The sequence below is a fragment of the Agrobacterium tumefaciens genome, assembly GCA_025559845.1.
Taxonomy (GTDB): domain Bacteria; phylum Pseudomonadota; class Alphaproteobacteria; order Rhizobiales; family Rhizobiaceae; genus Agrobacterium.
In genome coordinates, this window is sequence record CP048470.1 from 561,387 (window position 1) to 583,050 (window position 21,664).

Here is a 21,664-nt window from a genome sequence, read left to right on the forward strand (position 1 = left end):
AACATGCTCATGCAACAATCGCATGACATGACGCAGATTGCGACACGCAAAGGCGTTTGCGACACCATGTCACCGGCAAAGCCGTCTCGATTGAGCAATTTGGCTGACCGTTTCCCACCTGAAGGCACAAAACAAAATACGACGCCGGCACCCCTGTCGCGCGAGGAAGTACGCGATGGAGTGCCGGCGCCAACAAAGGCTGAGGTCAGGCAGCGAGTGGCGCGAGACCCGCTTCGATCTGGTTGCGGAAGGGCTCGTAGCGGTTCGGAAGCTTCAGAGCCTGACCGAGATGTGCCGTATCCTCGTCACGATCGAAGCCTGGTTCGTTGGTGGCAATCTCGAAGAGGATGCCGCCCGGGGTCCGGAAGTAAATAGCCCAGAAGTAATCGCGGTCGATGACTGGCGTCACTTGGTATCCGGTATCCATCAAGGCCTTGCGAACTTCCAATTGCTTCTCGCGATTTTCCACAGCGAAGGCAATGTGGTGGACTGAGCCTGCCCCTTGGCGCGCAAAAGGCGTTTTGGGCAGAGCAGCGAGATCGATTGTGTCGGCCCCGTTGCCACCGGGAATGACGAACCGCGTCACATCTCCTTCAGCCTCTGCTCGTTCGTATCCCATAAACTGAAGAAGCTCTTCGGTTGCTCCCGTGTCGTGCAGATTGAATCGAGCACCGGTAAAACCGCGAATGGCGTGGTTTTCGGAAATACCGTCGATGACCCAAGGGGCGCGTGCATCTTCTGCCGTTTCGATCAGAGCCAGACCGTCGCCATCGGGCCCGGTAAAGCGAAGACGATCGGCACCAAAGACCTTGTCGGTCTGGATGCCACCGACGCCATTGGTGATCAGGCGGTCCTTCCAGAAGCCGAGTGCGCCCTTAGGGATGGAAAACTGGGTTTCGCCAACTTCACCGACGCCTGGACGGCCGGCCATCATGTTTGCGAAAGGGAAGTAGGTCATGACGCTACCGGGCGTACCTGTTTCATCCCCATAATAGAGATGGTAGACGCCGGGTTCGTCAAAATTGACGGTCTTCTTAACTCGGCGCAGGCCGAGTGTTTCTGTGAAAAATTTGTTGTTCTGCTGTGCATCCGACGCCATGGAGGTGACGTGGTGCAATCCCTTGATGTCCTTGATCATGGCGGTCGGTCCTTATCCGGTGTGTCCGTTTCGATGACCAGGATATAGCCCTCTTGATTGCCGTTCAGAATTGCAATATTTCTCTCGAATGAATTGCGGATTTTGAAATAATTGACATGAACGATCACAAAGCTCTCAAAACATTCCTCCTCGCTGCCGAAAAGCGCAATTTTGCGCAGGTCGCCCGTGAACTGGGCATGACGGCTGCGGCCGTTACCCGCGCCATCGCGGCACTCGAAGACGATCTCGGTGTGCAACTCTTCGTTCGAACGACCCGTCAGGTATCGTTGACCACTGATGGAGCCGTGTTTGCCGCCCAGATCCAGCCAGCCGTCGAGGCTCTCGAAAACGCGCGGCGCGATGTCAGGAATGCCCACAAGGCTGATGAAGGGCGTTTGAGGATCAGTGCACCGACCTGGCTTGGAAAAACGGTGTTGCCGCCCATCCTTTCTGGTTTCAAAGAACTCTATCCGAAAATGTGCTTCGAGATTTCGCTATCGGACGGTTTGGTCAACATCGTCGATGACGACTACGACCTGGCAATCCGCATTTCGTCAGCGCCTTCGGACAAGTTTACGATCTGGCGCAAGATCAGGGCCGTTCCAAGAATTCTGGTCGCTGCACCTGGTAGCCGGTTTACGCAGATGCAGCACCCGAGTGAGCTGAGCCCTGACGATTGCCTGGCTTATAGCGGTGAAAGCCGGCGCGAGAACTGGGTTCTGTCAGACGGAGGCTCCAGCCTTTCGATTTCCGCCGGACGCGCCTTCAGTGCCAATAACGGCGAGGTTCTCGCAGATATGGCAGCCAATGGCGTAGGTGTTGCGATGCTGCCGGGATTTCACATCGCCGAACATATTCGCAGTGGACGGCTTGTCCACGTTCTACCAGGTTGGGCACCGCCTGAGCTCTGGCTGACCCTGTATTACCCACCCTATCAGGCCTTGCCGCCGCGCATTGCGACATTTTCGAAGTTCTTCGAAGAGCAGTTACCGCCGCATATGGTCATGCTTGGCTGATCATTCTCCTCTCTATTTATGCGTGAGACGACGGAGCGAACCAAAAGCTGCTCCGTCGCGATCTTCAAGGTTTCAGCGGCGTCGTCAAAACAGTGTCGTCAGTGTCGACGACAAAAACTGCGAGAAGCTTCGCGGGCTGCGTTTTGCTCGCATTGGCACTCACATCATGCTGGTCGCCTGGTAGCTCGGTAAAATTTTGGCCCTTCGTGAAGGTTTTTACCTCTCCGCCATTCACACCACTGAGGATCGCCCCCTCAAGCACCGTTGCGTAGATGAGAGCCGACTTCGCATGGGTATGTGCGGAGTTGTAGCCACCAGGTTCATATTCGACGAGCACCCCTTTCACGCTTTTTCCCGGTACGTCAGGAAGGGGATGCTCGTAGACTGGCGTTACTTTCGCTCCCTTTGTTTCGTAAGCGAGGTCGCGTTTGGCGACATCATGCGCCGAGACGACCGTGAGAGGAAGGAAAGAAAGGGCGAGAGTATAAGCGACCATTTTCATCATACATTCTCCAGTTGTTGGGTGCGAAGCCAGGCTTCCAGGGTGATATCTCCGCGGTGAGGAATTGCTGCCGGGACAAGCGAGCCCACGTGAACTGGGGCACCGAAGTAACCAAGGGAAGCATCAGCACTCACGCTGCGCTTGTCGCCTCTGGTGGCCAAATAGGTTCTCATCAGAGTTTCGAAGGGCGCCCGATCAGGGCCTGCAAGATCAATGGTGCCATTGCGCGGTTTATCGAGTGCGACCTTGACCAGAGCAGCAGCAACGTCATCTGCTGCAATGGGCTGGAAATCGATCGCAGGCACTCTTACGCTACCCTCTACAGTGTAGGCGTCGGCCAATGTTTCCATAAATTCGTAAAACTGCGTGGCACGGACGATGGTGTAATCTTGTCCTGATCCTTTTACTGCGCGCTCCTGTGCCTGCTTGCCGCTCATATACGGATTGGCGACCAGGTCATCTGTGCCCACGATCGACAGAATGACATGGTGCTGCACACCAGCAGTCTTCTCTGCGGCCACGAGATTTAGGCTGGACGTCTCGAAAAAGTTGCGAATGACGGGCTCATCGAAGGACATCATGTTTGAAACATCGATGACCGCGTCTGCACCGGCGAGAGCATTGTCCAACCCCTCACCCGTGAAAGCGTTTATACCATTGCTTGGACTTGCCGCGACTGCCTCATGACCGGCGCTGCGAAGAATGGCGACGGCCTTCGCGCCGATAAGACCCGTGCCGCCGATGACGACAATCTTCTTGGAATTACTCATTTCAGTTCCTCCTTTGGCGACGCACAGCCGCTCGCATTGTCTGGGTTAAGATCATCAAGCTGCTCAGATGAACCGGCGGCGCTCTCAAATGCATTTCACGCCCTATTCATGGATAAACTTTATCCGCGATTGGATTGATGGTCAACTGCCTGCGACTGAACGAAGCGTTCAACCCCCGTTGACGGCCGCACAAGCAATCACAAAAAAGTCAAGATTGGAGAGGCCGTCCCGATCTCGCGACCTGCTCAGATCAGCAAACCTGTGAAAATGTTCACTAATGGAAAAATCGACGACGGTAGCCGTGGTTCAAACGCAGCTCAGCTTCGTCTTCATCTAGACGTTTTCGCAACAAGCAAAGGGCTCAACTTCATCGCTATAGACGCATTTATAAGCAAGATTTAATTCACTGTTAATCAAGATATGATCAATTCTCCATACCAAAAAGTTGTCTGCATGAAGCCTTTCCCGCAGAAGCTTTATTTTTACTGATCACATGACGTGGTCGGTCTTTTCCCAAAAAAATGTTTTCTAACTGTCGAATTCTATCCGTGATCGCGGAGGCTTTCGCACGTCAATATGTTGGCAATTCAGCGATAGCGAGGACATGTGCAAATCGTATTGGTCGATGACAGCAAATCAATTCTTGTTGCCTTGGATGCGGCGATCCGGGGCCTCCCCGGGCTCAGAAAAATCGTCGGTTTTATCGATCCAGTCGAGGCACTGGAGTTTTGCCGCGACAACGCCGTCGATCTGCTTGTGGTCGACTATACGATGCCGAAATACAATGGCATCGAACTCGTCGAAGCACTCAAGGCCTACAAGCATTTTTCGCACGTGCCTGTGATCATGATCACATCTGAAACAGCCCGACCAATCCTCATCGAAGCAATCGAAGCTGGCATTACCGAGTTCATCAACAAGCCTTTCGACCCGATTGAGCTTAAAGCGCGTGTCCGTAATCTCCTCGACTTGCGCAGAGCACAGCGCGATCTCGCTGGCCAGGCAAGCAGGCTGGTGGGTGAGGTGCAGAAAGCTACCCGCCAGCTTGCAGCCCGGGAGGAGGAAATCATTTGGCGCCTGGCGCGCGCGATTGAGTTTCGCGACGGCCACACTGGCGACCATATCTCCCGGGTCGCACAAATCAGCATGCTTATCGCGAAAGATCTAGGCCTCGACGAAGACCATTGCCGAATGATCTATCTTGCCGCCCCGCTTCACGACGTTGGCAAGATCGGCATCTCTGACAGCGTGCTACTGAAGCCGGGCCGTCTGACGGACGACGAGATCACCGAGATGCGAAAGCATGTCGGCATCGGCGTACAGATCCTTGAAAAGGGAACGTCCGAACTCTTGCGCGTTGCAGAAGCCATTGCTGGCGGCCATCACGAGAAGTGGGATGGCACCGGATATCCTCACGAAATTGCTGGCGAACTTATTCCGCTGGAAGCCCGTATCGTTGCAATTGCCGACGTCTTCGAAGCCCTGTGTTCAGAGCGCCCCTACAAGAAGGCATGGTCCGTTGACGAGGCCTATGCACACATCGATGCGCAAAGCGGCATTCACTTCGATCCGGACTGCGTGGCAGCTTTCCAGCGCCAGTGGCCGCAGATCGAGAGGTTGATGGCTGGCCATGAACTTCTGGAGATTGAGGTTCCAAGCCTCGAGATGCCGGATGAGGCCCAATCGACGGACGATCGGATCACTCACATTACACGGGAGGTTCCCAATGTCGGGTGAAGCCACGAAAAACACATTGGTGATGCCAAAGGCCCTGTCCATACGCTCGATTTCGGCCGCGCACAGTCTTCTCCTCCAGGGCCTCGAAAACACCGATACCCTTATCATAGAGGTGCCTGATGATGCCGACGCGGACCTGAGCTTTGTGCAACTCATCGAAGCTTGCCGCAAATCTGCGGCGCAAGAGAACAAAACCATAACTTTGAAAGATCCAGCAGACGGCCAGGTTCTGCAGACACTCCGACGGGGCGGTTTCCTGTCGCGGATGGATGACGCCTCGCGCCAGTTCTGGCTGCATGGAAAGGACCTATAATAGAATGAGCGCGCATATTCTGACAGTCGACGATTCCGCCAGCATCCGTATGACAACCAAAATTGCCCTGACAGGCGCCGGTTATCAGATCACCGAGGCTGTCGACGGACAGGACGGTCTTGGCAAGGCAAAGGCCGCGAACTTCGACCTGATCATCACCGACCTCAACATGCCGAACATGAACGGTCTCGAAATGATCGAGGCCCTTCGTCAGTCTCCGGCCCATACCGGCATTCCGATCATCTTCCTCACGACGGAATCCGACGCCGATATGAAAGCGCGTGCCAAGGCCGCAGGCGCAACCGGTTGGCTGACGAAGCCTTTTGACGCGGAACATCTGGTCAAGATCGTCAAAAAGGTCCTTGGAAAATGACCACACTGGACCCCATTCAGGTTTTTAGGACAGAAGCAGCTGAGCTTTTCGAGCAGATTGAAAGCGGTCTGTTGGACCTGCTGCATGATCTGACCGATCAGGACCAGATCGACGCGGTTTTCCGCGGATTGCATACTCTGAAGGGGTCCGGCGCAATGTTCGGGTTCGAAGCGCTCGCTGCTTTCACCCACCATTGCGAGACAGCATTCGATCGCGTGCGGAAGGGCGAGGTTCCGGCGACCAGCGAGTTGGTGGCCGCCGTCCTCGAAGCACAGGATCACATGCAGGCATTGGTCGAAAACCCGCATGGCGTTCAAGGCAACGTCGGCGAACGACTTCTTGCCAGACTACACGCTGCTGTCGGTGCGGGTGGCGACAGTGGCGTTCTCACCCATCTTCCAACTCAGAGCACGGCAGACAAACCATCGACGATACGTTCCTCCACCTGGGAAATCCGGTTTAGATTGCCGGTCAACGCCATGGCGAACGGGACAAACCCTCTTGGTCTGCTCGATGAATTGGCGGAACTCGGCGAGTGCGAAATTGTTGCCGATACCTCCACCGTTCCTTCGCTTGAGGTACTGAACCCGAGCGACCTCCACCTCGGCTGGACAGTCCGCTTGACGACGGAGCAACCGCAATCGGCGATCGATGACGTCTTCATCTTTGTCATGGACGACATGGAAATCGACGTACGTGAAATCAAGGCGGCGGTCGTGACAGCGCCGATCGTTCCCGAACCGCTTGCGGAGACCAAAAAGGCTGCAGTCGAACCAAAAGGTAACAAGACCGCCGAAAACGTCCGCGTACCTGCGGAACGACTGGATGAGTTGATGGATCGGGTCGGCGAACTGGTCATCGCCCAATCACGCCTCTCGCAGTTGGCAGGTGGCAGCGCGGATATCCTGTTGCGGTCAGTATCAGAAGATGTCGAACGTCTTTCTGGCGAACTGCGCGACACGATGATGGTGTTGCGCATGGTGCCAATCGCCCAGCTATTTGGCCGTTTCCGGCGCCTCATCCATGATCTGGCACGGGAGACCGGCAAACAGATCGAACTCGAGACCGAAGGCGAAAGCACGGAGGTGGACAAAGCCGTCATCGAGCGCCTTGCAGACCCGCTTATCCACCTTGTTCGCAACTCCTGCGACCACGGTCTTGAAAAGAGCGATGAACGTATCGCGGCCGGGAAACCGGCCAAGGGTTGCATCACCCTCGTTGCCCGTCAGTCCGGCGGTGATGTGACCATTACGATCCGTGACGATGGGCGGGGCATCGACCGTCAACGGGTTCGCGCCAAGGCAGAGGCCTCCGGCTTGCTGGCTGCAAATGCGCAAGTCAGCGATCAGGACCTGTTGCAGATGATCTTCCAGCCTGGCTTCTCAACAGCGGCAGAAGTTACAAATCTGTCTGGCCGTGGTGTCGGCATGGATGTCGTGAAAAAAAGCGTGGAAGCCTTAAGGGGCACGATCAACATCGTCAGCGAACCGGGCGTCGGCTCAGAAATCTCGCTTGCGATCCCGTTGACGCTGGCCATCATCGACGGCCTTCTCGTGCGCGTCGGCAATGGCTGCTACGTTATCCCGCTGTCGGCTGTGGAAGAATGCCTCGAACTGTCACCTGAAGACGACATCCGTTCGCGTGGCCGCTCCTTCATTTCGCTGCGCGAAAGCCTTGTCCCCTTTATCCGCCTGCGCGAACTGTTCCACACCGGTACGGCGCCGGGCGAATTCCAGAAAGTTGTCGTGGTTTCGACGGGCTCCGAGCGCGTCGGACTGGTGGTGGACCAGATCATCGGCGACCACCAGACGGTCATCAAGGCCATGTCCAAACTGCACCATGACGTCGCGACCTTCTCCGGTGCAACCATCCTCGGCGATGGCAATGTCGCACTCATTCTCGATGTCGCCCATCTGGTTACAGCGGGACAGCAGCAGGAGGCGCAATTGCGGGCGGCAGGATGAACCAGCCTTTGTTGAAAAAAACCGACGGATTCTGGGGTGATTTCAGCGAGGTGGAGGTGCTTACCTTCAACATCGCCGGCGAAACCTTTGCCATAGAAGCTGTGAAAGTACAGGAAATCCTCGACCTTTTGCCAGAAACCGCGGTTCCCGGCGCAAAGCCCTTCGTGGCGAGCGTGATAAACTTTCGCGGCAAGGTCATTCCCCTTGCCGACATTCGCCTCGCTTTTGGCATGGACGCCACTGAGCGCACGATCGACAGCCGCATCGTCGTCGTCGAGCTTCTGCTCGACAACGAAACCACATTGGTCGGCATCCGCACCGACAAGGTGAATGAGGTAACAACATTTAGCAGGGCCGCTAGCGAACCCCCACCCAGCGTTGGGATGCGGTGGCGCGCAGATTACATCCACTGCCTCATCAAACGGGGCAGCGAATTCGTCATTCTTCCAAATCTCACAGCAATTTTCACGGCACACCGCGACGCGGGTCCGGGCGTAGGCAGCACACGCGGCAACGTCATCGAACTTTCCAAGGAGCATTGATATGCGATTTACAATCAAGATGAAGCTGGCCGCCGCCTTCGGCTTCCTTATATTGATGCTTGCCGGAACCGCCGGCTACGGCATTTACAGCCTCGGCGTCTCCAAGGATTCGATGGACGACGTCGTCGAAGGCACGGTCGTGCGTCTCGACAAGGTGCATCAGATGAATGCCCTGGCCCTGACGACTGTCCGGTCGCAAAAGAACATGATCCTTTCAACATCGCAGGAAGAAACCCAGCGCCACAAGGCGTCCAGCGACGAAAGCCGCAACCATATCAACGCGATGCTCAGCGATATGGCGGCCAGCGCCAGCGCCGAAACACGTGCATACTGGACGGACCTTCAGGCGATCACAAAAGCGTTCGAAGCGAGCGACGATCGCGTGCGCGAACTGGTCGCGCAGGGCAACACTTCGCTTGCTGCGTCGTTCTCCTCCGGGGATGGTCGCCTGGCGGCCAATGCCTTGACGCAAAAGCTGGATGAAGGCGTCAAGATGAACCGCGATCGTCTTGAAGCCGCCAAGCAAGCGGCAAATGACGCTTACGAACAGACCCGCACCCTTCTGATCGGTGCATCGGCGGTTGCCGTCCTCATTGCCGCGGCAACAGCACTCTGGATCGCACTCGGCATCAGCAGCGGCCTGCGCAAGATCATGACGGTTGCCGAAGCAGTTTCGGTTGGCGACCTCAACCAGAACGTCGAGATCAAAACGAATGACGAGATCAAGGATCTCGTAAACCGTATCAACGTTATGACCGGCAACCTGCGCAACACCGCCAGCATTGCAGACCGCATCGCCGATGGCGACCTAACCGTCATGCCGAAGCCGCTGTCAGAGCGCGATACGCTTGGTCTTGCGCTCGAACGTATGGTCGAACGCCTGCGTGGTATCGTTGCAGATGCTCTTTCCGCTTCCGACAACGTTTCTTCCGGCAGCCAGGAGCTGTCTGCGAGTTCCGAGCAGTTGAGCCAGGGCGCTACAGAACAGGCATCGTCTGCCGAAGAGGCATCGGCCTCGATGGAGGAGATGGCTGCCAACATCAAGCAGAATGCAGACAATGCCGCACAGACGGAGAAGATCGCTCGCCAGTCGTCGAAAGATGCCGAAGCCAGCGGCGAAGCCGTCAACCGCGCAGTGGTCGCGATGCGCACCATCGCAGAGAAGATTTCGATCGTGCAGGAAATTGCCCGTCAGACCGACCTTCTCGCGCTGAACGCTGCGGTCGAGGCCGCACGTGCCGGTGAACACGGCAAGGGCTTTGCCGTCGTGGCGTCGGAAGTCCGCAAACTCGCCGAACGCAGCCAGGCCGCGGCGGCTGAAATCAGCTCGCTCTCCGGCGAGACGGTGAAGGTGGCGACGGATGCGGGTGACATGCTGAACCGTTTGGTTCCGGATATCCGCAAGACGGCAGAACTGGTTGCCGAGATCTCTGCCGCATGCCGCGAACAGGATATCGGGGCCGCACAGATAAACGAGGCGATCCAGCAGCTCGACAAGGTCACGCAGCAGAACTCCGGCGCATCCGAAGAAATGTCGGCGACATCGGAAGAGCTGGCTGCACAGGCAGAGGAACTGCAGAGCAGCATCGCCTTCTTCAAGGTTGACGCTTCAGGTCTCTCGTCGCACCCGGCTCAAGTTTTGCGCCGTCCAGCCGCAAAGCCTGTCGCTACCCCACGGACAACCACAAAACCTGCTCTCGCACGCAAGCCTCACACGGATAATTCTGTCGGTGCTCAGCAAGCCCGCGCCAAGGGTTTTGCATTGGACATGTCCATGGGCGGTCCTGACGCCGATGATGCGGATTTCCGCGAAAGCGCCTGATGATGACCAGCACGTCCTCCGATTTCCAGTTTGTGACGTTCAGCCTCGGCGAGGAAGTCTTCGCGGTTCCTGTGACTGTCGTTCGTGAAATTCTCGACTACGAGGATACTTTCAAAATCCCTCACAGCCCCGAATATCTGCTGGGTCTGAGAGACGTGCGTGGGCAAGGCGTGCCCATCATCGACCTTCGCCTGCGGCTCGGTATGAGCCGCAGCGTGAGGACCCCCCATACGCGTGTGCTGGTGTTGGATATCCCCTTCCCTGCCCGGACACTTGCTGTTGGTCTCGTGGCAGACAAGGTGTTCGAGGTAACGCCTTTCAGCCGCGACCAGATGGAATCCGCGCCCGACATCGGTGTTCAATGGAACTGCGACTATATCGCCAGCGTCGTGCGTCGAGAGGGTGACTTTGTTGTCATCATCGACCTGGCAAAACTGTTTTCGGATGAAGAGAGCGCCCTTGCCCGGCAGAGTGGCAAACCGGTCCAAGCAGCATGAGGGGAGCCGTTTCCGTGAATGCGTCCGCCGCTGCTTATGACGGATTGAGCCAGCGGGATTTCAAGCTGCTCGCCGAGTACATCTACAATTACAGCGGCATAAAAATGCCCGACACCAAACGCACGATGCTTGAGGGGCGTTTGCGAAAGCGCCTGCGCGCCACAGGCCATGCCACCTTCGGCGAATATTGCAACTTTCTGTTCCGTGAAGACGGGCTGGAAGAAGAAGCGATCTATCTGATCGACGTGGTGACCACCAACAAAACGGATTTCTTCCGCGAGCCGAACCATTTCGACTACTTGGAGAAGTTCGCCTTACCGGCATTGGTGAATGAGGGGCACAACCGCATTAGAGCCTGGAGTTCTGCCTGCTCGACAGGTGCAGAGCCTTATACCATGGCGATGGTGCTGTCCGAAGCTGTCGATAAACAGGTGATCAGCAACTTTAGCATCCTCGCCACCGATCTCTCCACCGACGTACTCAGGAAAGCCCATAGCGGCATCTATGCCCGTGAGCTTCTCGATCCAGTTCCGGCAGAAATGATGCGCAAATACGTCATGCGCCCGGTCGACGCTGGTCGTCGGGACGTGAGGATTGTTCCAAGGTTGCGGTCAAAAATCGGCTTCGCCCGTCTTAATCTCATGGATAAGACGTATCAGATCGGCGATGCAGTGCAGCTTATTTTCTGCCGTAACGTTTTGATCTATTTCGACAAGAAAACGCAGACACATGTGCTGACCGAATTATGCCGTCGCCTGGTGCCGGGCGGCTATCTTTTCATCGGCCATTCCGAAACCATAACCGGTATCGACCTGCCGTTACGCCAGGTCGCCAATACCGTTTTCAAGAAACAGTAACGGCAGGAACCATGTCGAAAAAGATCCGCGTCCTTATTGTCGACGATTCTGCCAGCGTCCGGCAGACCTTGACGCAGGTTCTCGAGAGCGACCCAAAGATCGAAGTGATCGGAGCCGCATCTGATCCCTTTGTCGCGGCCAAGCGTATCCAGGAAGAAATCCCTGACGTCATTACGCTCGACGTGGAGATGCCACGCATGGACGGCATCACTTTTCTGCGCAAGATCATGTCGCAAAAACCGATCCCGGTGGTCATGTGCTCGTCATTGACGGAAGCCGGATCGGAAACACTGCTGCAGGCTCTGGAAGCGGGTGCTGTCGACATAATTCTCAAACCAAAAATCGCTGCGGCAGATCATCTTGCCGAGCAGGCTTCCCGCATCTGCGAGGTCGTCAAAAGTGCTGCCCATGCCCGCGTCGGAAATGCACGCCCTGCCCTCCGATCAGCCTCGGCCAGCGGTCCCCTAGCCAAACTGACGGCCGATGCCGTGCTGCCGCCCCCGTCAGGCAAGGCGATGGCGCGGACCACAGAAATGGTGATCTGTGTCGGTGCGTCCACGGGCGGGACCGAAGCGTTGCGTGAAATGCTCATGAGGCTACCGGCAAACTCTCCCGGTATGGTTATCGTCCAGCATATGCCGGAGAAATTCACCGCAGCCTTTGCAAAGCGTCTGAACAGCTTGTGCGATGTGGAAATCAAGGAAGCAGAGGACGGTGACCCGGTTTTGCGTGGTCATGTGCTGATTGCGCCGGGCGACAAGCACATGCTGCTGGAACGGCAAGGGGCCCGCTACCGTGTCTCAATTCGCAGCGGCCCTCTGGTTTCACGGCATCGCCCATCTGTCGACGTCCTGTTTCGCTCATCCGCACGCGCCGCAGGGGCAAATGCAATGGGTATCATCATGACCGGCATGGGCGACGACGGTGCTCGCGGCATGTTGGAGATGCATCAGGCTGGTGCTTTCACAGTTGCTCAGGACGAAGCATCGTCCGTCGTTTTCGGCATGCCCAAGGAAGCAATTGCGCATGGCGGTGTCGACAAGATCCTTCACCTCGACAAGATTGCGCAGGAAATCCTGGCAGAGGATCGCCGTCGTTAATATCGCCGACTGTTTTACCCGGCGTTAACCAAACTCGCCAATGATGCTGGCAACACCATGCAACAGGTGCGTTGAGCGAGGCATGACTGTCTCCGACCAATCTTCCGGGTCATTCCATGCCAGTTATCACCTTCGCGAACACCAAAGGCGGCGCAGGCAAAACAACTGCTGTGTTGCTGCTGGCGTCCGAACTGGCCCGGCGCGGGTCGCGGCTCTGCGTGATCGATACCGATCCGCAACGCTGGATATCCCGCTGGCGCGAAAAAGCCGACGCCAAAGTCGAATTTTCAGTCATCACCTATGTGACCGCGACGACACTCCAACAGCATGTCCTCGATAGCCGGCGCGCGTTCGACCACGTCCTCATCGATCTGCCGGGCGCCCAATCACCATTGCTGGCAACGGCGATCGGACTTTCTAACCACGTACTTATTCCCGTACAGGGCAGCACGATGGATGCTCAGGGTGGCGCACAAGTTCTGGAACTGCTGCGCTACCTCTATGAAAAAGCAAATATCCGGATCGAGCATTCGGTCGTCCTGACCCGCGTTAATCCGCTTGTCACCACGCGTGCCCTGCTGGCCGCACGCGAACTCCTGGCACAAAGGAATGTCCGTGTCCTCGATACGCCGATTTTCGAGAGATCGGCATTCAGAGATATGTTCGAGTTCGATGGATGCTTGCACACGATGAATTCAGGCACTGTCAGTAACCTCGACAAGGCCCTCAAAAATGCAGGCGCTTTCGCAGACGAAGTTCTTCGGTTGCTTGAAGCTTCAGAGAAGGAGACCGCCAGCAAACTGATGCAGGCGGCCTGAAACAAGGAAATTCTAGAAAAGCGCGTCGGCGAACAGATCGTCGTCGTCATCCGAGGCTGTAGCCATCGGCTCTTTCTGCCCGGACGCGAGATCGACCGGCAGGTAGTGCATATGGACGTCGCGCTCCTGTGCCATTGTATAGATCTTGTAGATGCGAGACGATAAGGGAAGGATCTTTTCTGCGAATGCCGTTATATCCTGAGCGCTGGTTACAGCGATATCCCCGGCAATTTGCCTGCATTCTTCCAGAACGTTGCCAAGCTCGCTCTCAAAATCAAGCTTCACCACGGCGGCGCTAATGCGGCTGAAAACCGCCTGCCCTTCTTCCGCCAGATCCCGCAGACCCGTTTCCATCTGGATCTTTGCCTGGCTGACTGCGTCAAGCGCCTCATTCAACGGTTTACGCAGATCTGCGGAGCTCTGTTTTTCGCCAGCCAGATCGGCAATCGCCGCCTCGATCCGGCGAAGATCGCCAACGATTGCGTCCGCAGGCGTCTCCAGCTTGTCGGCGAAGACCCGAAGTTCAGCGCTGACAACATTGACCGAACGTCCCTCGTCACCCAGCTTTGAGCAACGCAGGTTCGAGTTCAGCGCCATGTAGTGAATTTCGGTTTTGATGGACCGTAGAACCTCGATGCCCTGCAAGAGATCCTGCGCCGTACTGGTCACCGATGAGACGGCCGCATTAGCTTCAACCATACTCTCCTGCACGCGACCTGCGAGATTGCACGCCTTGGCAATATCTCTTTCAAGCAGTTGAAGCGCGCTGCCGCCGTCCTTGTCCGCATCTTCCACCAGCCGATCGCGGAGGGAGAGAATGTTGGCGGCATCATCAGCAAAGCTTGCGATTCCCGCAAAAATCTTGCGACAATCCTGTTGGAAGGTAGCAGCTGTTTCCTCGATCTGCGCGCGAACAAGCTCGAACACCGTATCACATAAGGCATCCATTTCGGCAGCGCTCAGCACTCGTGCTTCCTCGGAGTGCCGGTACTCGTCAAAAAGAGCCAGTGTTGTATTCACATGCTCGATGCGCTGGCGGGTTATGTCGCCGATCTGCAGCGAAGAGAGTGTCGATCCGATCTTGGCCTGTACGCCCTGTGCAATCGACTTCACCTTGGATGCCATCGCCGTCATATCGCGATGTTGGTCGCCGATGCGACCCGCATTGGTCTTCAACCCTCTGACAATTTCCGGGATCGTCGCATCGAAATCCACCCTGATAGCGGACGAAACATCACGCGCTTTGGCGAGCTGCTTATCCATGAGATCGAGATATTGCGCAAATTTGGCAACTTCATCGCCGCCGAAATGAATACGCTCTCGTATTTCCTCGGCAAAAGCGGAGAACTCGGAGATACCCGCGCCCGTGATCTTCACGGTGACTGCGAAGGTTTTCAAATAGCGGATAGTCTCCTTGATATCGTCGACATGGCCGTTCGAGGATTTGCAAAGCGTGCTCATTTCAGTGAATGCTGTTTGCCGTGCGTTTTCCATTTCGGGAAGACGGATGAGTTCCTCCACCGTCATTTGCATGTTGGACACGGCCGTACCGGCGGTATCGCCATCCATGGAGCCGGTCATGCGATCCAGGATCGCGATGAGCTCGCTCAGGATTTCCATGACTGAGACGAGAACCGAACCGCCATCAAGGAAGGTTTGCTCGATGCGAGACTGCGCAAGCGCCAGACGCTCGGTCAAATAAGCCTGCGGGTCGTGCGTTTCAGCTTTTGATAGATGTCTCACGTCGCGATTTTTCCTGTAGTTGAATAACGCAAGGATAGGGCGAGCTCAAAAACAGTCAGTGAATATTTTAAGTTGATCGCGCGTTAACAACGCGCGTGGTTGACCAAGTCCTACCTTACCGCGCGGATCATCATGGAGGGCGGCAAATGCCCACAAAATGTTCAGCGCCTTATTTTTTGCCTGAAACAGCCAATTATTAGAAGATTTTTGCTTCCCGGGATTGGCATTCTGTGGTTCTTATGATGCGTAAATAGAATTCATTACATTGATAAATGCAGAAAAAGCATGATTGACGATCACGGGACAAGCCGTTCACAGGAAAGATCCTTCGGGCTGAAGGCGCTTGAGGAAAGGCTTGCCTATGAATTGCAGCTGCTTGAGCGACCGGCACGGTCGTGGGTTCCAGACACCAGCTCTCCTGCAGATCACGTTCTTGATGTTGCGGTGATTGGGGCGGGACTTTGCGGCCTGACGGCCCTTGCCGCCTTGCTTTTCACCGGCATTAACAATGTCCGGGCTTTCGACAAGGCTCCCGCTGGCCAGGAAGGGCCGTGGATCACGTCGGCGCGTATGGAAACACTGCGTACGCGCAAGGAACTTGCAGGCCCGGCGCTTGGTATTCCATCGCTAACCTTCCGCGCATGGTACGAAGCCCAGTTTGGTGGACAGGCCTTCGAGGCCATGCCGCTTATTCCGCGTGAAATGTGGATGGAATACATGGTGTGGTACAGACGTGTTCTGACCCTGCCTGTGAGCAATGACCAAGCACTCGAAAACCTGGCAATCCGGCATGACGGACTGCTGGAACTCGATTTCGGTGGAGAAACAGGAAGCCAGCGCGTACTGGCGAGACGCGTCATTCTTGCCACCGGTCTGGATGGCCTTGGCGCACCACGACTGCCGGACGTCGCGGCGACCGTTCCAGCCCGTTTTATCCGCCATAGCGGTGATGTGTTCGATATCTCGACATTACGTGGAAAGCGTGTCGCCGTCGTCGGGGCCGGAGCTTCAGCCATGGATAATGCTGCATCAGCACTAGAGGCGGGTGCGGCGAGCGTCGATCTCTTTATACGGCGTCAGGATATTCCCCGCGTCGAGAAGTTTGGAGGCGTTGCCGGTCTTGGCATGACACACGGTTTTATCGGCCTGCCGGATGAAGATCGTTGGACCTTCATGACAGAAGCCGAGCGCACGCAAATTCCACCGCCGCGTCACAGCGTTCTTCGCGTGTCGCGCCATAAGAATGCATTTTTCCACCTTGGCAGCCCCATTAACGCGCTGACGCAAACCAACGAAGCCGTGGAAATCTGCACCCCCAAAGGCCGCTATACAGTCGACATCATCATTTTCGCGACGGGATTTGACGTCAATTTTGCACAACGGCCTGAATTCACGGCTCTTCAGGATCGCATCCTTTTATGGCGCGATGTCTATCAGCCACCGGCACATAACCGGAACGAGGCGCTGGGTAGCTATCCCTATCTCGGGCCATCGTTCGAGTTTCTGCCCAAGCCTGACCTCAGCGCTGCGGAAGCGGAGACAATTTCACACATCTATTGCTTTGCTTACCCGGCGGTTCCTTCTCACGGCAAGATCACTAGTGGCATCCCTGCCGTCAGCCACGGCGCAGAACGGCTGGCCGAAGGCATCGCCCGCTCACTCTTTGTCGAAGATCGCTACCGCCATCTCGAGACATTCATGGGCCACGACGTCTCGGAAATCATTGGCGACGAATGGCTCGACGCGGATGAGAATCAAGAACAGGAGACCGCAAATGGTTGAGACGGCTGTAAAACTGGAGATATTCTACGGCATCTCCTCGCCTTGGGCCTATTTCGGTGCACCGCACGCGGTTAAAATCGCAAAGGCGAATGGTGCCGAGGTTGTCTTGCGCCCAATTCGCATCATCGAGGCCAATGGCGGCATTCCGCTGCGCACGCGTCCCGACGCGCGACAGCGGTACCATGCTGTCGAGCTCGATCGTTGGCGCCGGCACCTCAACATGCCCCTCAACCTGACACCAAAATTCTACCCCTGTGCCACCATAGAGCGAGCAGCACAGACCGTCATCGCCGCACAGAAGGCGGGCCTCGATGCCATCAGCCTCTCCTTTGCAATCCAGCGTGGCCTGTGGGCAGAGGAACGCGATATCGCCGACCTCGACACGTTGCGCGAAATTGCTACGGCGACTATTGGCCCTGAAGGCGCCGCGCTCGTGTGTGATCCTCAGCCCGACGACATCGTTGCCGAATGGCACGGTAATCTGGCGGAGGCGGAGCGTCTCGGCATCTTCGGCACGCCCACATATGTCGTAAACGGCGAATTGTTCTGGGGTCAGGACAGACTGGAATTCGCCGGCCGCGCCTTGGCGGCCCTCAAGCAAGAACAGACACCATCTGCGGTAAGGACATTCCGATGACCGATGCTCAAAAACTCCACGACCAAGCCATCGTGATCGATGGCCTGCAGACCTGCCAGTGGAGCCGGTCGATATTCGAGGACATGCGCAAGGGCGGTCTGACCGCAGTAAACGCGTCGAGTGTGATCTGGGAAAACTTCCGCGAAGGCGTCGGTTATGTCAGCGAGTGGAAGCGCTTTATGCGCGAAAACGATGACATTATCCGACCAGTACGTACTGTTGCCGATATCCACGCCGCCAAGGAAGAAAACAAGACAGGTATCATCATCGGCTGGCAGAATACGTCGCCGCTCGAAGACAAGCTGGATTATGTCGAGATTTTCAAGGATCTCGGCGTCGGCATCATGCAGTTGACCTATAATACCCAGAACTATTCTGGAGCGGGATACCTGGAAGAAAACGATAGCGGCCTGACCGGTTTTGGGCGCGAAGTGCTCTCGGAAATGAACCGCGTTGGCGTGCTTTGCGACCTCAGCCATGTGGGTGACAGGACGACGGCAGATGTGATCGAGCGATCCAAGTCACCTGTCTGTATCTCGCATGTGTTGCCCCGCGCGTTGCGTGACGTGAAGCGCAACAAGCCGGACGAGTTGTTCAAGGCATGCGCCGAAAAGGGCGGAATCATCGGCGTCAGCTTGTTCGCGCCGGGCCTTGCAGCCGGCAACGACGCAACGGTCGAAGACTATCTTGATGCCATGGCCTACATCATTGACCTTGTTGGAGAAGATCACGTGGGCATCGGCACCGATTTCTCTCAGGAACGCCCGCGCCCTGGTCCTTGGCAGATCTGGGCGAACAAGGACAAGGGAACAGCCCGTACCCTGACTGAATTTGCGACGGTGAAGATTTCCAAACCGCAGGGCATCGAACGAATTGGCGACGTTCCGAACCTTACGTCCCGCATGCTCGCGCGCGGCTGGAGCGAATCTCTGGTTCTCAAACTCCTGGGGCAGAACTGGCTACGCGTACTTGATGCCGCCTGGCGGCCGACAAACTGACAAGATTTTATCAATCGGAGGCAATTGACATGAAAAATGCTATCAAGGGCCGCAAGGCCGCGACCTTCGCCGGAATCGTTGCTGCCGGTATCGCCTCGCTTTCTGGCTCTGTCTTCGCGCAGGACGCGACCAAAGGCACCGTCAACATCGTCGGATTCTCAGGCGTATTTGCGGATAACTACCAGAAGTTCGTGATCGACGCCTTCAAGGCCAAATATCCGGGCATTGAAGTCACGTATCAGCAGAGCAAGAACTCTGCCGAGACACTGGCGCTCCTCACCCTCCAACGCGCCGACCCGAAGGTCGATGTCGCGCTGATCGACGTTTCGGTTGCTATCAAGGCCAACAAGGAAGAACTGTTCACCAAGCTTGATGCCGCCAAGGTGACCAATCTTGCCGATCAGCCAGAATGGGCACGGATCGACGGTGACCGCGCCGTCGCCTTCTCCCAAGACAACCTGGCTATTCTCTACAACACCGACAGCGTTAAAACCCCGCCGACAAGCTGGAACGACCTGACCGATCCGCAATACAAGGGCAAGATCGCCGCCAAGCTTTCCGACACACGCGGCGTCATCCTGTTGCCGATCCTGACCAAACTGAAGGGTGGCGATTACAAGAATTCGATCGATCCAGGGATCGAACTCCTGAACGAAATCGCGCCAAGCGTTTCAACGTTCGAACCGGCTCCCGATTGCTACGCGGTGGTACAAAGCGGTGAAGTCGATCTTTCCATCTGCTGGAATGGTCGCGCCCAGTACCTGCATGATACGCAGGGCGGCAAGATCGGTGTGGCGCTTCCAAAGGAAGGCTCAATCGGCCAGACGAATACCATTGGTCTCGTCGAGGGTTCCAAGAACAAGGAAGCAGCGGAACTCTTCGTGAACTACGCACTAAGCCCGGAAGCACAGGCGACTTTCGCCGAGAAAAGCTTCTACGGGCCTGTTAACACCAAGGTTTCACTGACGGAACCGGTTGCTGCCCGTATCTATGGCAGCAAGGAAGCACAAGCCGCACAGTCTTCGCTGGACTGGAACTTCGTGTCGGAAAAATACTCGGCATGGATTCAGCGGATCAACCGCGAGGTTATCGCGGCAAACTGAGAAAAGAGGCAGAGGACGCCATGGCCGATCACCACCTCGAGATCGACAATCTCGTGAAGACCTATCCGGGCGCCCTCAAGCCCTCCGTCGATCACGTCAGCCTTTCCCTGCCGCGCGGGGAAATGCTGGCGCTGCTCGGCCCTTCGGGCTGTGGAAAGACGACGATCCTGCGCATGATCGCAGGTCTCATTCCCGTAACCTCGGGCGAGATCCGTCTCGATGGTCACGACATCTCGGCTATCCCGGTTTACAAGCGCAACATGGGCATGGTCTTTCAGGCCTATGCCCTGTTTCCGCATATGACTGTTGCCGAAAACATCTCCTTTGGTCTGGAAATGCGCGGCATCGCCAAGCCGGAGAGAACCGAGCGGGTGCTTAAAGCCCTCGATCTCGTGAAACTGTCTGGCTATGGCGAACGGCGCGTGTCGCAGCTTTCCGGCGGACAACAGCAACGTGCGGCAATTGCCCGATCACTTGTCATCGAACCCGCCCTCCTCCTTTTCGATGAACCGCTTTCCAATCTCGACGCCAAGTTGCGGGACGAGATGCGCGATGAAATTCGCGATATTCAGAACCGTACAGGCGTGACCAGCATATTCGTGACGCACGATCAGGATGAAGCGCTTTCGATGGCCGACAGACTTGCCGTGATGTCCGAGGGACGGCTGGAACAGATCGGTACGCCACGCGAGATTTTCGACCGCCCACGTACGGAATTTGTTGCGTCCTTCATCGGTGCCGGCTCCTTCCTGGCTGGAACCGTAACGGCACCGGGTCACGCAGAAATTTCAGGCCTCGGGCCGCTTCATTTTTCGGGCGAAGCCCCCGTTGGCGAAACTGCGCGCTTCCTCGTGCGTCCGCATCGCTTTGTGCTGGGTGAAGGCGTCAATTCGTTCTCAGGCATAGTCGATCACGTCGTTTATCGCGGCCAGATGCTGACGATTTCTGTAAAAGCGGGTGATCATCGCCTTCAAGCCGATCTTCCAACCCATGCCGCGACTTTGCCGATGAAGGGTGACCACGTCAGCCTCTCGGTCGCGCCCGACGATGTGACGCTTGTCGGGGAGGCCGCGTAATGGCGGTTCCCGGCCATTCCTCCAATGGCGGTTCTCGCGGTGTTCTCCTGCTTCTGCTGTTGCCCGGGCTTCTCGCCCTGCTGACAACATTTCTGCTGCCACTGTTTTGGCTGGTGCGCGCATCATTCGCCTCATCCGCCGTTGCAGCACTGAAAGGTGGCGACTGGACGCTTGAATCTTACCGCACCGTTCTATTCGATCCGTTCTATTGGAAACTCGCCTGGAACACGCTCTATCTTGGCGTGAATGTCGCGTTTTTCGCGGTTGTGCTTTCCTATCCGATCGCTTTGTTTCTTGCCCGCACGAAGAGCCGCTGGCGCGGTGTTTTGACAGCGCTGGCGGTCGCGCCTCTGTTGACCTCTTCCGTCGTCCGTACATATGGCTGGATGGTCATCCTGGGCGACCGCGGCGTCATCAATACAACACTGCAATCTGCCGGCTTGACGGATGGTGTCATCAGGCTGACCAATAATTATTTCGGCGCGACGGTAGCACTGATCGAAATTCTGATGCCCTACGCCATTCTCGCAATGTTGAGTGGCTTTGGCCGCCTCAACGCCCAGCTGGAAGAAGCAGCCGCAATGCTCGGGGCCAACCGTTTTCGCGTTTTCACGCGCATCATCCTGCCCCTGTCGCTACCGGGGGTCCTCACCGCAGCATTGCTGGTTTTCGTGCTGGCAATTTCATCCTTCGTCACGCCGCGCCTGATGGGCGGTGGCCGTGTGTTCGTCATCGGTACGGAAGTGTTTAATGAGGCGACAGTCACCTTGAACTGGCCATTGGCAGCGGCACTTTCTGTGTTGCTCCTCGTCCTCTTCGGCAGCGTGATCCTGATTTACCAGCGCGCGATGCGCGCGCTTGAAACGTGAGGCCGTC

The 21,664-nt window shown here is 56.5% G+C and carries 21 protein-coding genes; 17 read left to right on the forward strand and 4 right to left on the reverse strand.

The genetic code is table 11. The features are described from left to right. Positions 1-205 precede the first annotated feature (205 nt). Positions 206-1,138 carry a ring-cleaving dioxygenase gene (locus tag FY156_19060; protein ID UXS03656.1) on the reverse strand — a complete coding sequence of 311 codons (933 nt, stop codon included), beginning with the start codon at positions 1,136-1,138 and terminating at the stop codon, positions 206-208. Between the two features lie 116 nt (positions 1,139-1,254). Here FY156_19060 and FY156_19065 point away from each other — a divergent pair, with 116 nt between their 5' ends. Next, complete coding sequence (locus FY156_19065) at positions 1,255-2,154, forward strand: LysR family transcriptional regulator (protein ID UXS03657.1); 900 nt, start codon at positions 1,255-1,257, stop codon at positions 2,152-2,154. 64 nt (positions 2,155-2,218) lie between these two features. Here FY156_19065 and FY156_19070 read toward each other — a convergent pair whose 3' ends face one another. Together FY156_19070 and FY156_19075 are read right to left on the reverse strand one after the other, a co-directional pair. After that, entirely contained in the window at positions 2,219-2,656 is a 438-nt protein-coding gene (locus FY156_19070; GenBank protein ID UXS03658.1) for a cupin domain-containing protein, read from the reverse strand. Then, on the reverse strand, positions 2,656-3,426 hold the full coding sequence (locus tag FY156_19075; GenBank protein ID UXS03659.1) for an SDR family oxidoreductase: 771 nt from the start codon (positions 3,424-3,426) through the stop codon (positions 2,656-2,658). Before FY156_19075 ends, FY156_19070 begins: the two co-directional genes overlap by 1 nt. Positions 3,427-4,044: 618 nt before the next feature. Between FY156_19075 and FY156_19080 the strand changes: the two genes are divergently transcribed. The 10 genes from FY156_19080 to FY156_19125 all read left to right on the forward strand — a co-directional run bounded on the left by FY156_19080 (position 4,045) and on the right by FY156_19125 (position 13,449). Next, the gene (locus FY156_19080; GenBank protein ID UXS05148.1) at positions 4,045-5,163 is read left to right on the forward strand and encodes a response regulator; all 1,119 of its coding nucleotides are present in this window, start codon (positions 4,045-4,047) and stop codon (positions 5,161-5,163) included. Further along, on the forward strand, positions 5,153-5,476 hold the full coding sequence (locus FY156_19085) for a hypothetical protein (GenBank protein UXS03660.1): 324 nt from the start codon (positions 5,153-5,155) through the stop codon (positions 5,474-5,476). The genes FY156_19080 and FY156_19085 overlap by 11 nt, the downstream gene beginning before the upstream one ends. A 4-nt stretch (positions 5,477-5,480) precedes the next feature. Beyond that, complete coding sequence (locus tag FY156_19090) at positions 5,481-5,849, forward strand: response regulator (GenBank protein ID UXS03661.1); 369 nt, start codon at positions 5,481-5,483, stop codon at positions 5,847-5,849. Further along, a complete protein-coding gene (locus FY156_19095; protein UXS03662.1) occupies positions 5,846-7,813 on the forward strand; it encodes a chemotaxis protein CheA in 1,968 nt (655 codons plus the stop codon). Before FY156_19090 ends, FY156_19095 begins: the two co-directional genes overlap by 4 nt. Then, positions 7,810-8,355 carry a chemotaxis protein CheW gene (locus FY156_19100; protein UXS03663.1) on the forward strand — a complete coding sequence of 182 codons (546 nt, stop codon included), beginning with the start codon at positions 7,810-7,812 and terminating at the stop codon, positions 8,353-8,355. The genes FY156_19095 and FY156_19100 overlap by 4 nt, the downstream gene beginning before the upstream one ends. 1 nt (position 8,356) lies before the next feature. Next, complete coding sequence (locus FY156_19105) at positions 8,357-10,177, forward strand: HAMP domain-containing protein (GenBank protein ID UXS03664.1); 1,821 nt, start codon at positions 8,357-8,359, stop codon at positions 10,175-10,177. 2 nt (positions 10,178-10,179) lie between these two features. Continuing rightward, positions 10,180-10,674: a chemotaxis protein CheW gene (locus FY156_19110; GenBank protein ID UXS05149.1), complete on the forward strand. Its 495-nt coding sequence runs from the start codon at positions 10,180-10,182 to the stop codon at positions 10,672-10,674. Continuing rightward, the gene (locus tag FY156_19115; protein ID UXS03665.1) at positions 10,671-11,531 is read left to right on the forward strand and encodes a chemotaxis protein CheR; all 861 of its coding nucleotides are present in this window, start codon (positions 10,671-10,673) and stop codon (positions 11,529-11,531) included. The genes FY156_19110 and FY156_19115 overlap by 4 nt, the downstream gene beginning before the upstream one ends. Positions 11,532-11,542: 11 nt before the next feature. After that, entirely contained in the window at positions 11,543-12,631 is a 1,089-nt protein-coding gene (locus FY156_19120; GenBank protein ID UXS03666.1) for a chemotaxis response regulator protein-glutamate methylesterase, read from the forward strand. Positions 12,632-12,747: 116 nt separating this feature from the next. Then, complete coding sequence (locus tag FY156_19125) at positions 12,748-13,449, forward strand: ParA family protein (protein UXS03667.1); 702 nt, start codon at positions 12,748-12,750, stop codon at positions 13,447-13,449. Between the two features lie 12 nt (positions 13,450-13,461). Here the strand turns inward: FY156_19125 and FY156_19130 are convergent, their stop codons facing one another. Then, a complete protein-coding gene (locus FY156_19130; GenBank protein UXS03668.1) occupies positions 13,462-15,192 on the reverse strand; it encodes a chemotaxis protein in 1,731 nt (576 codons plus the stop codon). Positions 15,193-15,477: 285 nt separating this feature from the next. Between FY156_19130 and FY156_19135 the strand changes: the two genes are divergently transcribed. From FY156_19135 to FY156_19160, 6 genes are read left to right on the forward strand one after another with little or no spacing between them, the layout of a single operon-like run. Next, the gene (locus tag FY156_19135) at positions 15,478-16,974 is read left to right on the forward strand and encodes an NAD(P)/FAD-dependent oxidoreductase (GenBank protein ID UXS03669.1); all 1,497 of its coding nucleotides are present in this window, start codon (positions 15,478-15,480) and stop codon (positions 16,972-16,974) included. Then, positions 16,967-17,611, forward strand: coding sequence for a 2-hydroxychromene-2-carboxylate isomerase (locus FY156_19140; protein ID UXS03670.1), 645 nt, complete (start codon positions 16,967-16,969; stop codon positions 17,609-17,611). Before FY156_19135 ends, FY156_19140 begins: the two co-directional genes overlap by 8 nt. Beyond that, positions 17,608-18,609 (forward strand): membrane dipeptidase, encoded by a 1,002-nt coding sequence (locus tag FY156_19145; GenBank protein ID UXS03671.1) that lies wholly within the window; start codon positions 17,608-17,610, stop codon positions 18,607-18,609. Before FY156_19140 ends, FY156_19145 begins: the two co-directional genes overlap by 4 nt. Positions 18,610-18,638: 29 nt before the next feature. Next, on the forward strand, positions 18,639-19,712 hold the full coding sequence (locus FY156_19150; protein ID UXS03672.1) for an ABC transporter substrate-binding protein: 1,074 nt from the start codon (positions 18,639-18,641) through the stop codon (positions 19,710-19,712). A 20-nt stretch (positions 19,713-19,732) separates the two neighbouring features. Then, positions 19,733-20,788, forward strand: coding sequence for an ABC transporter ATP-binding protein (locus tag FY156_19155; GenBank protein UXS03673.1), 1,056 nt, complete (start codon positions 19,733-19,735; stop codon positions 20,786-20,788). Continuing rightward, a complete protein-coding gene (locus FY156_19160) occupies positions 20,788-21,657 on the forward strand; it encodes an ABC transporter permease (GenBank protein UXS03674.1) in 870 nt (289 codons plus the stop codon). The genes FY156_19155 and FY156_19160 overlap by 1 nt, the downstream gene beginning before the upstream one ends. The last annotated feature ends 7 nt before the right edge of the window (positions 21,658-21,664 follow it).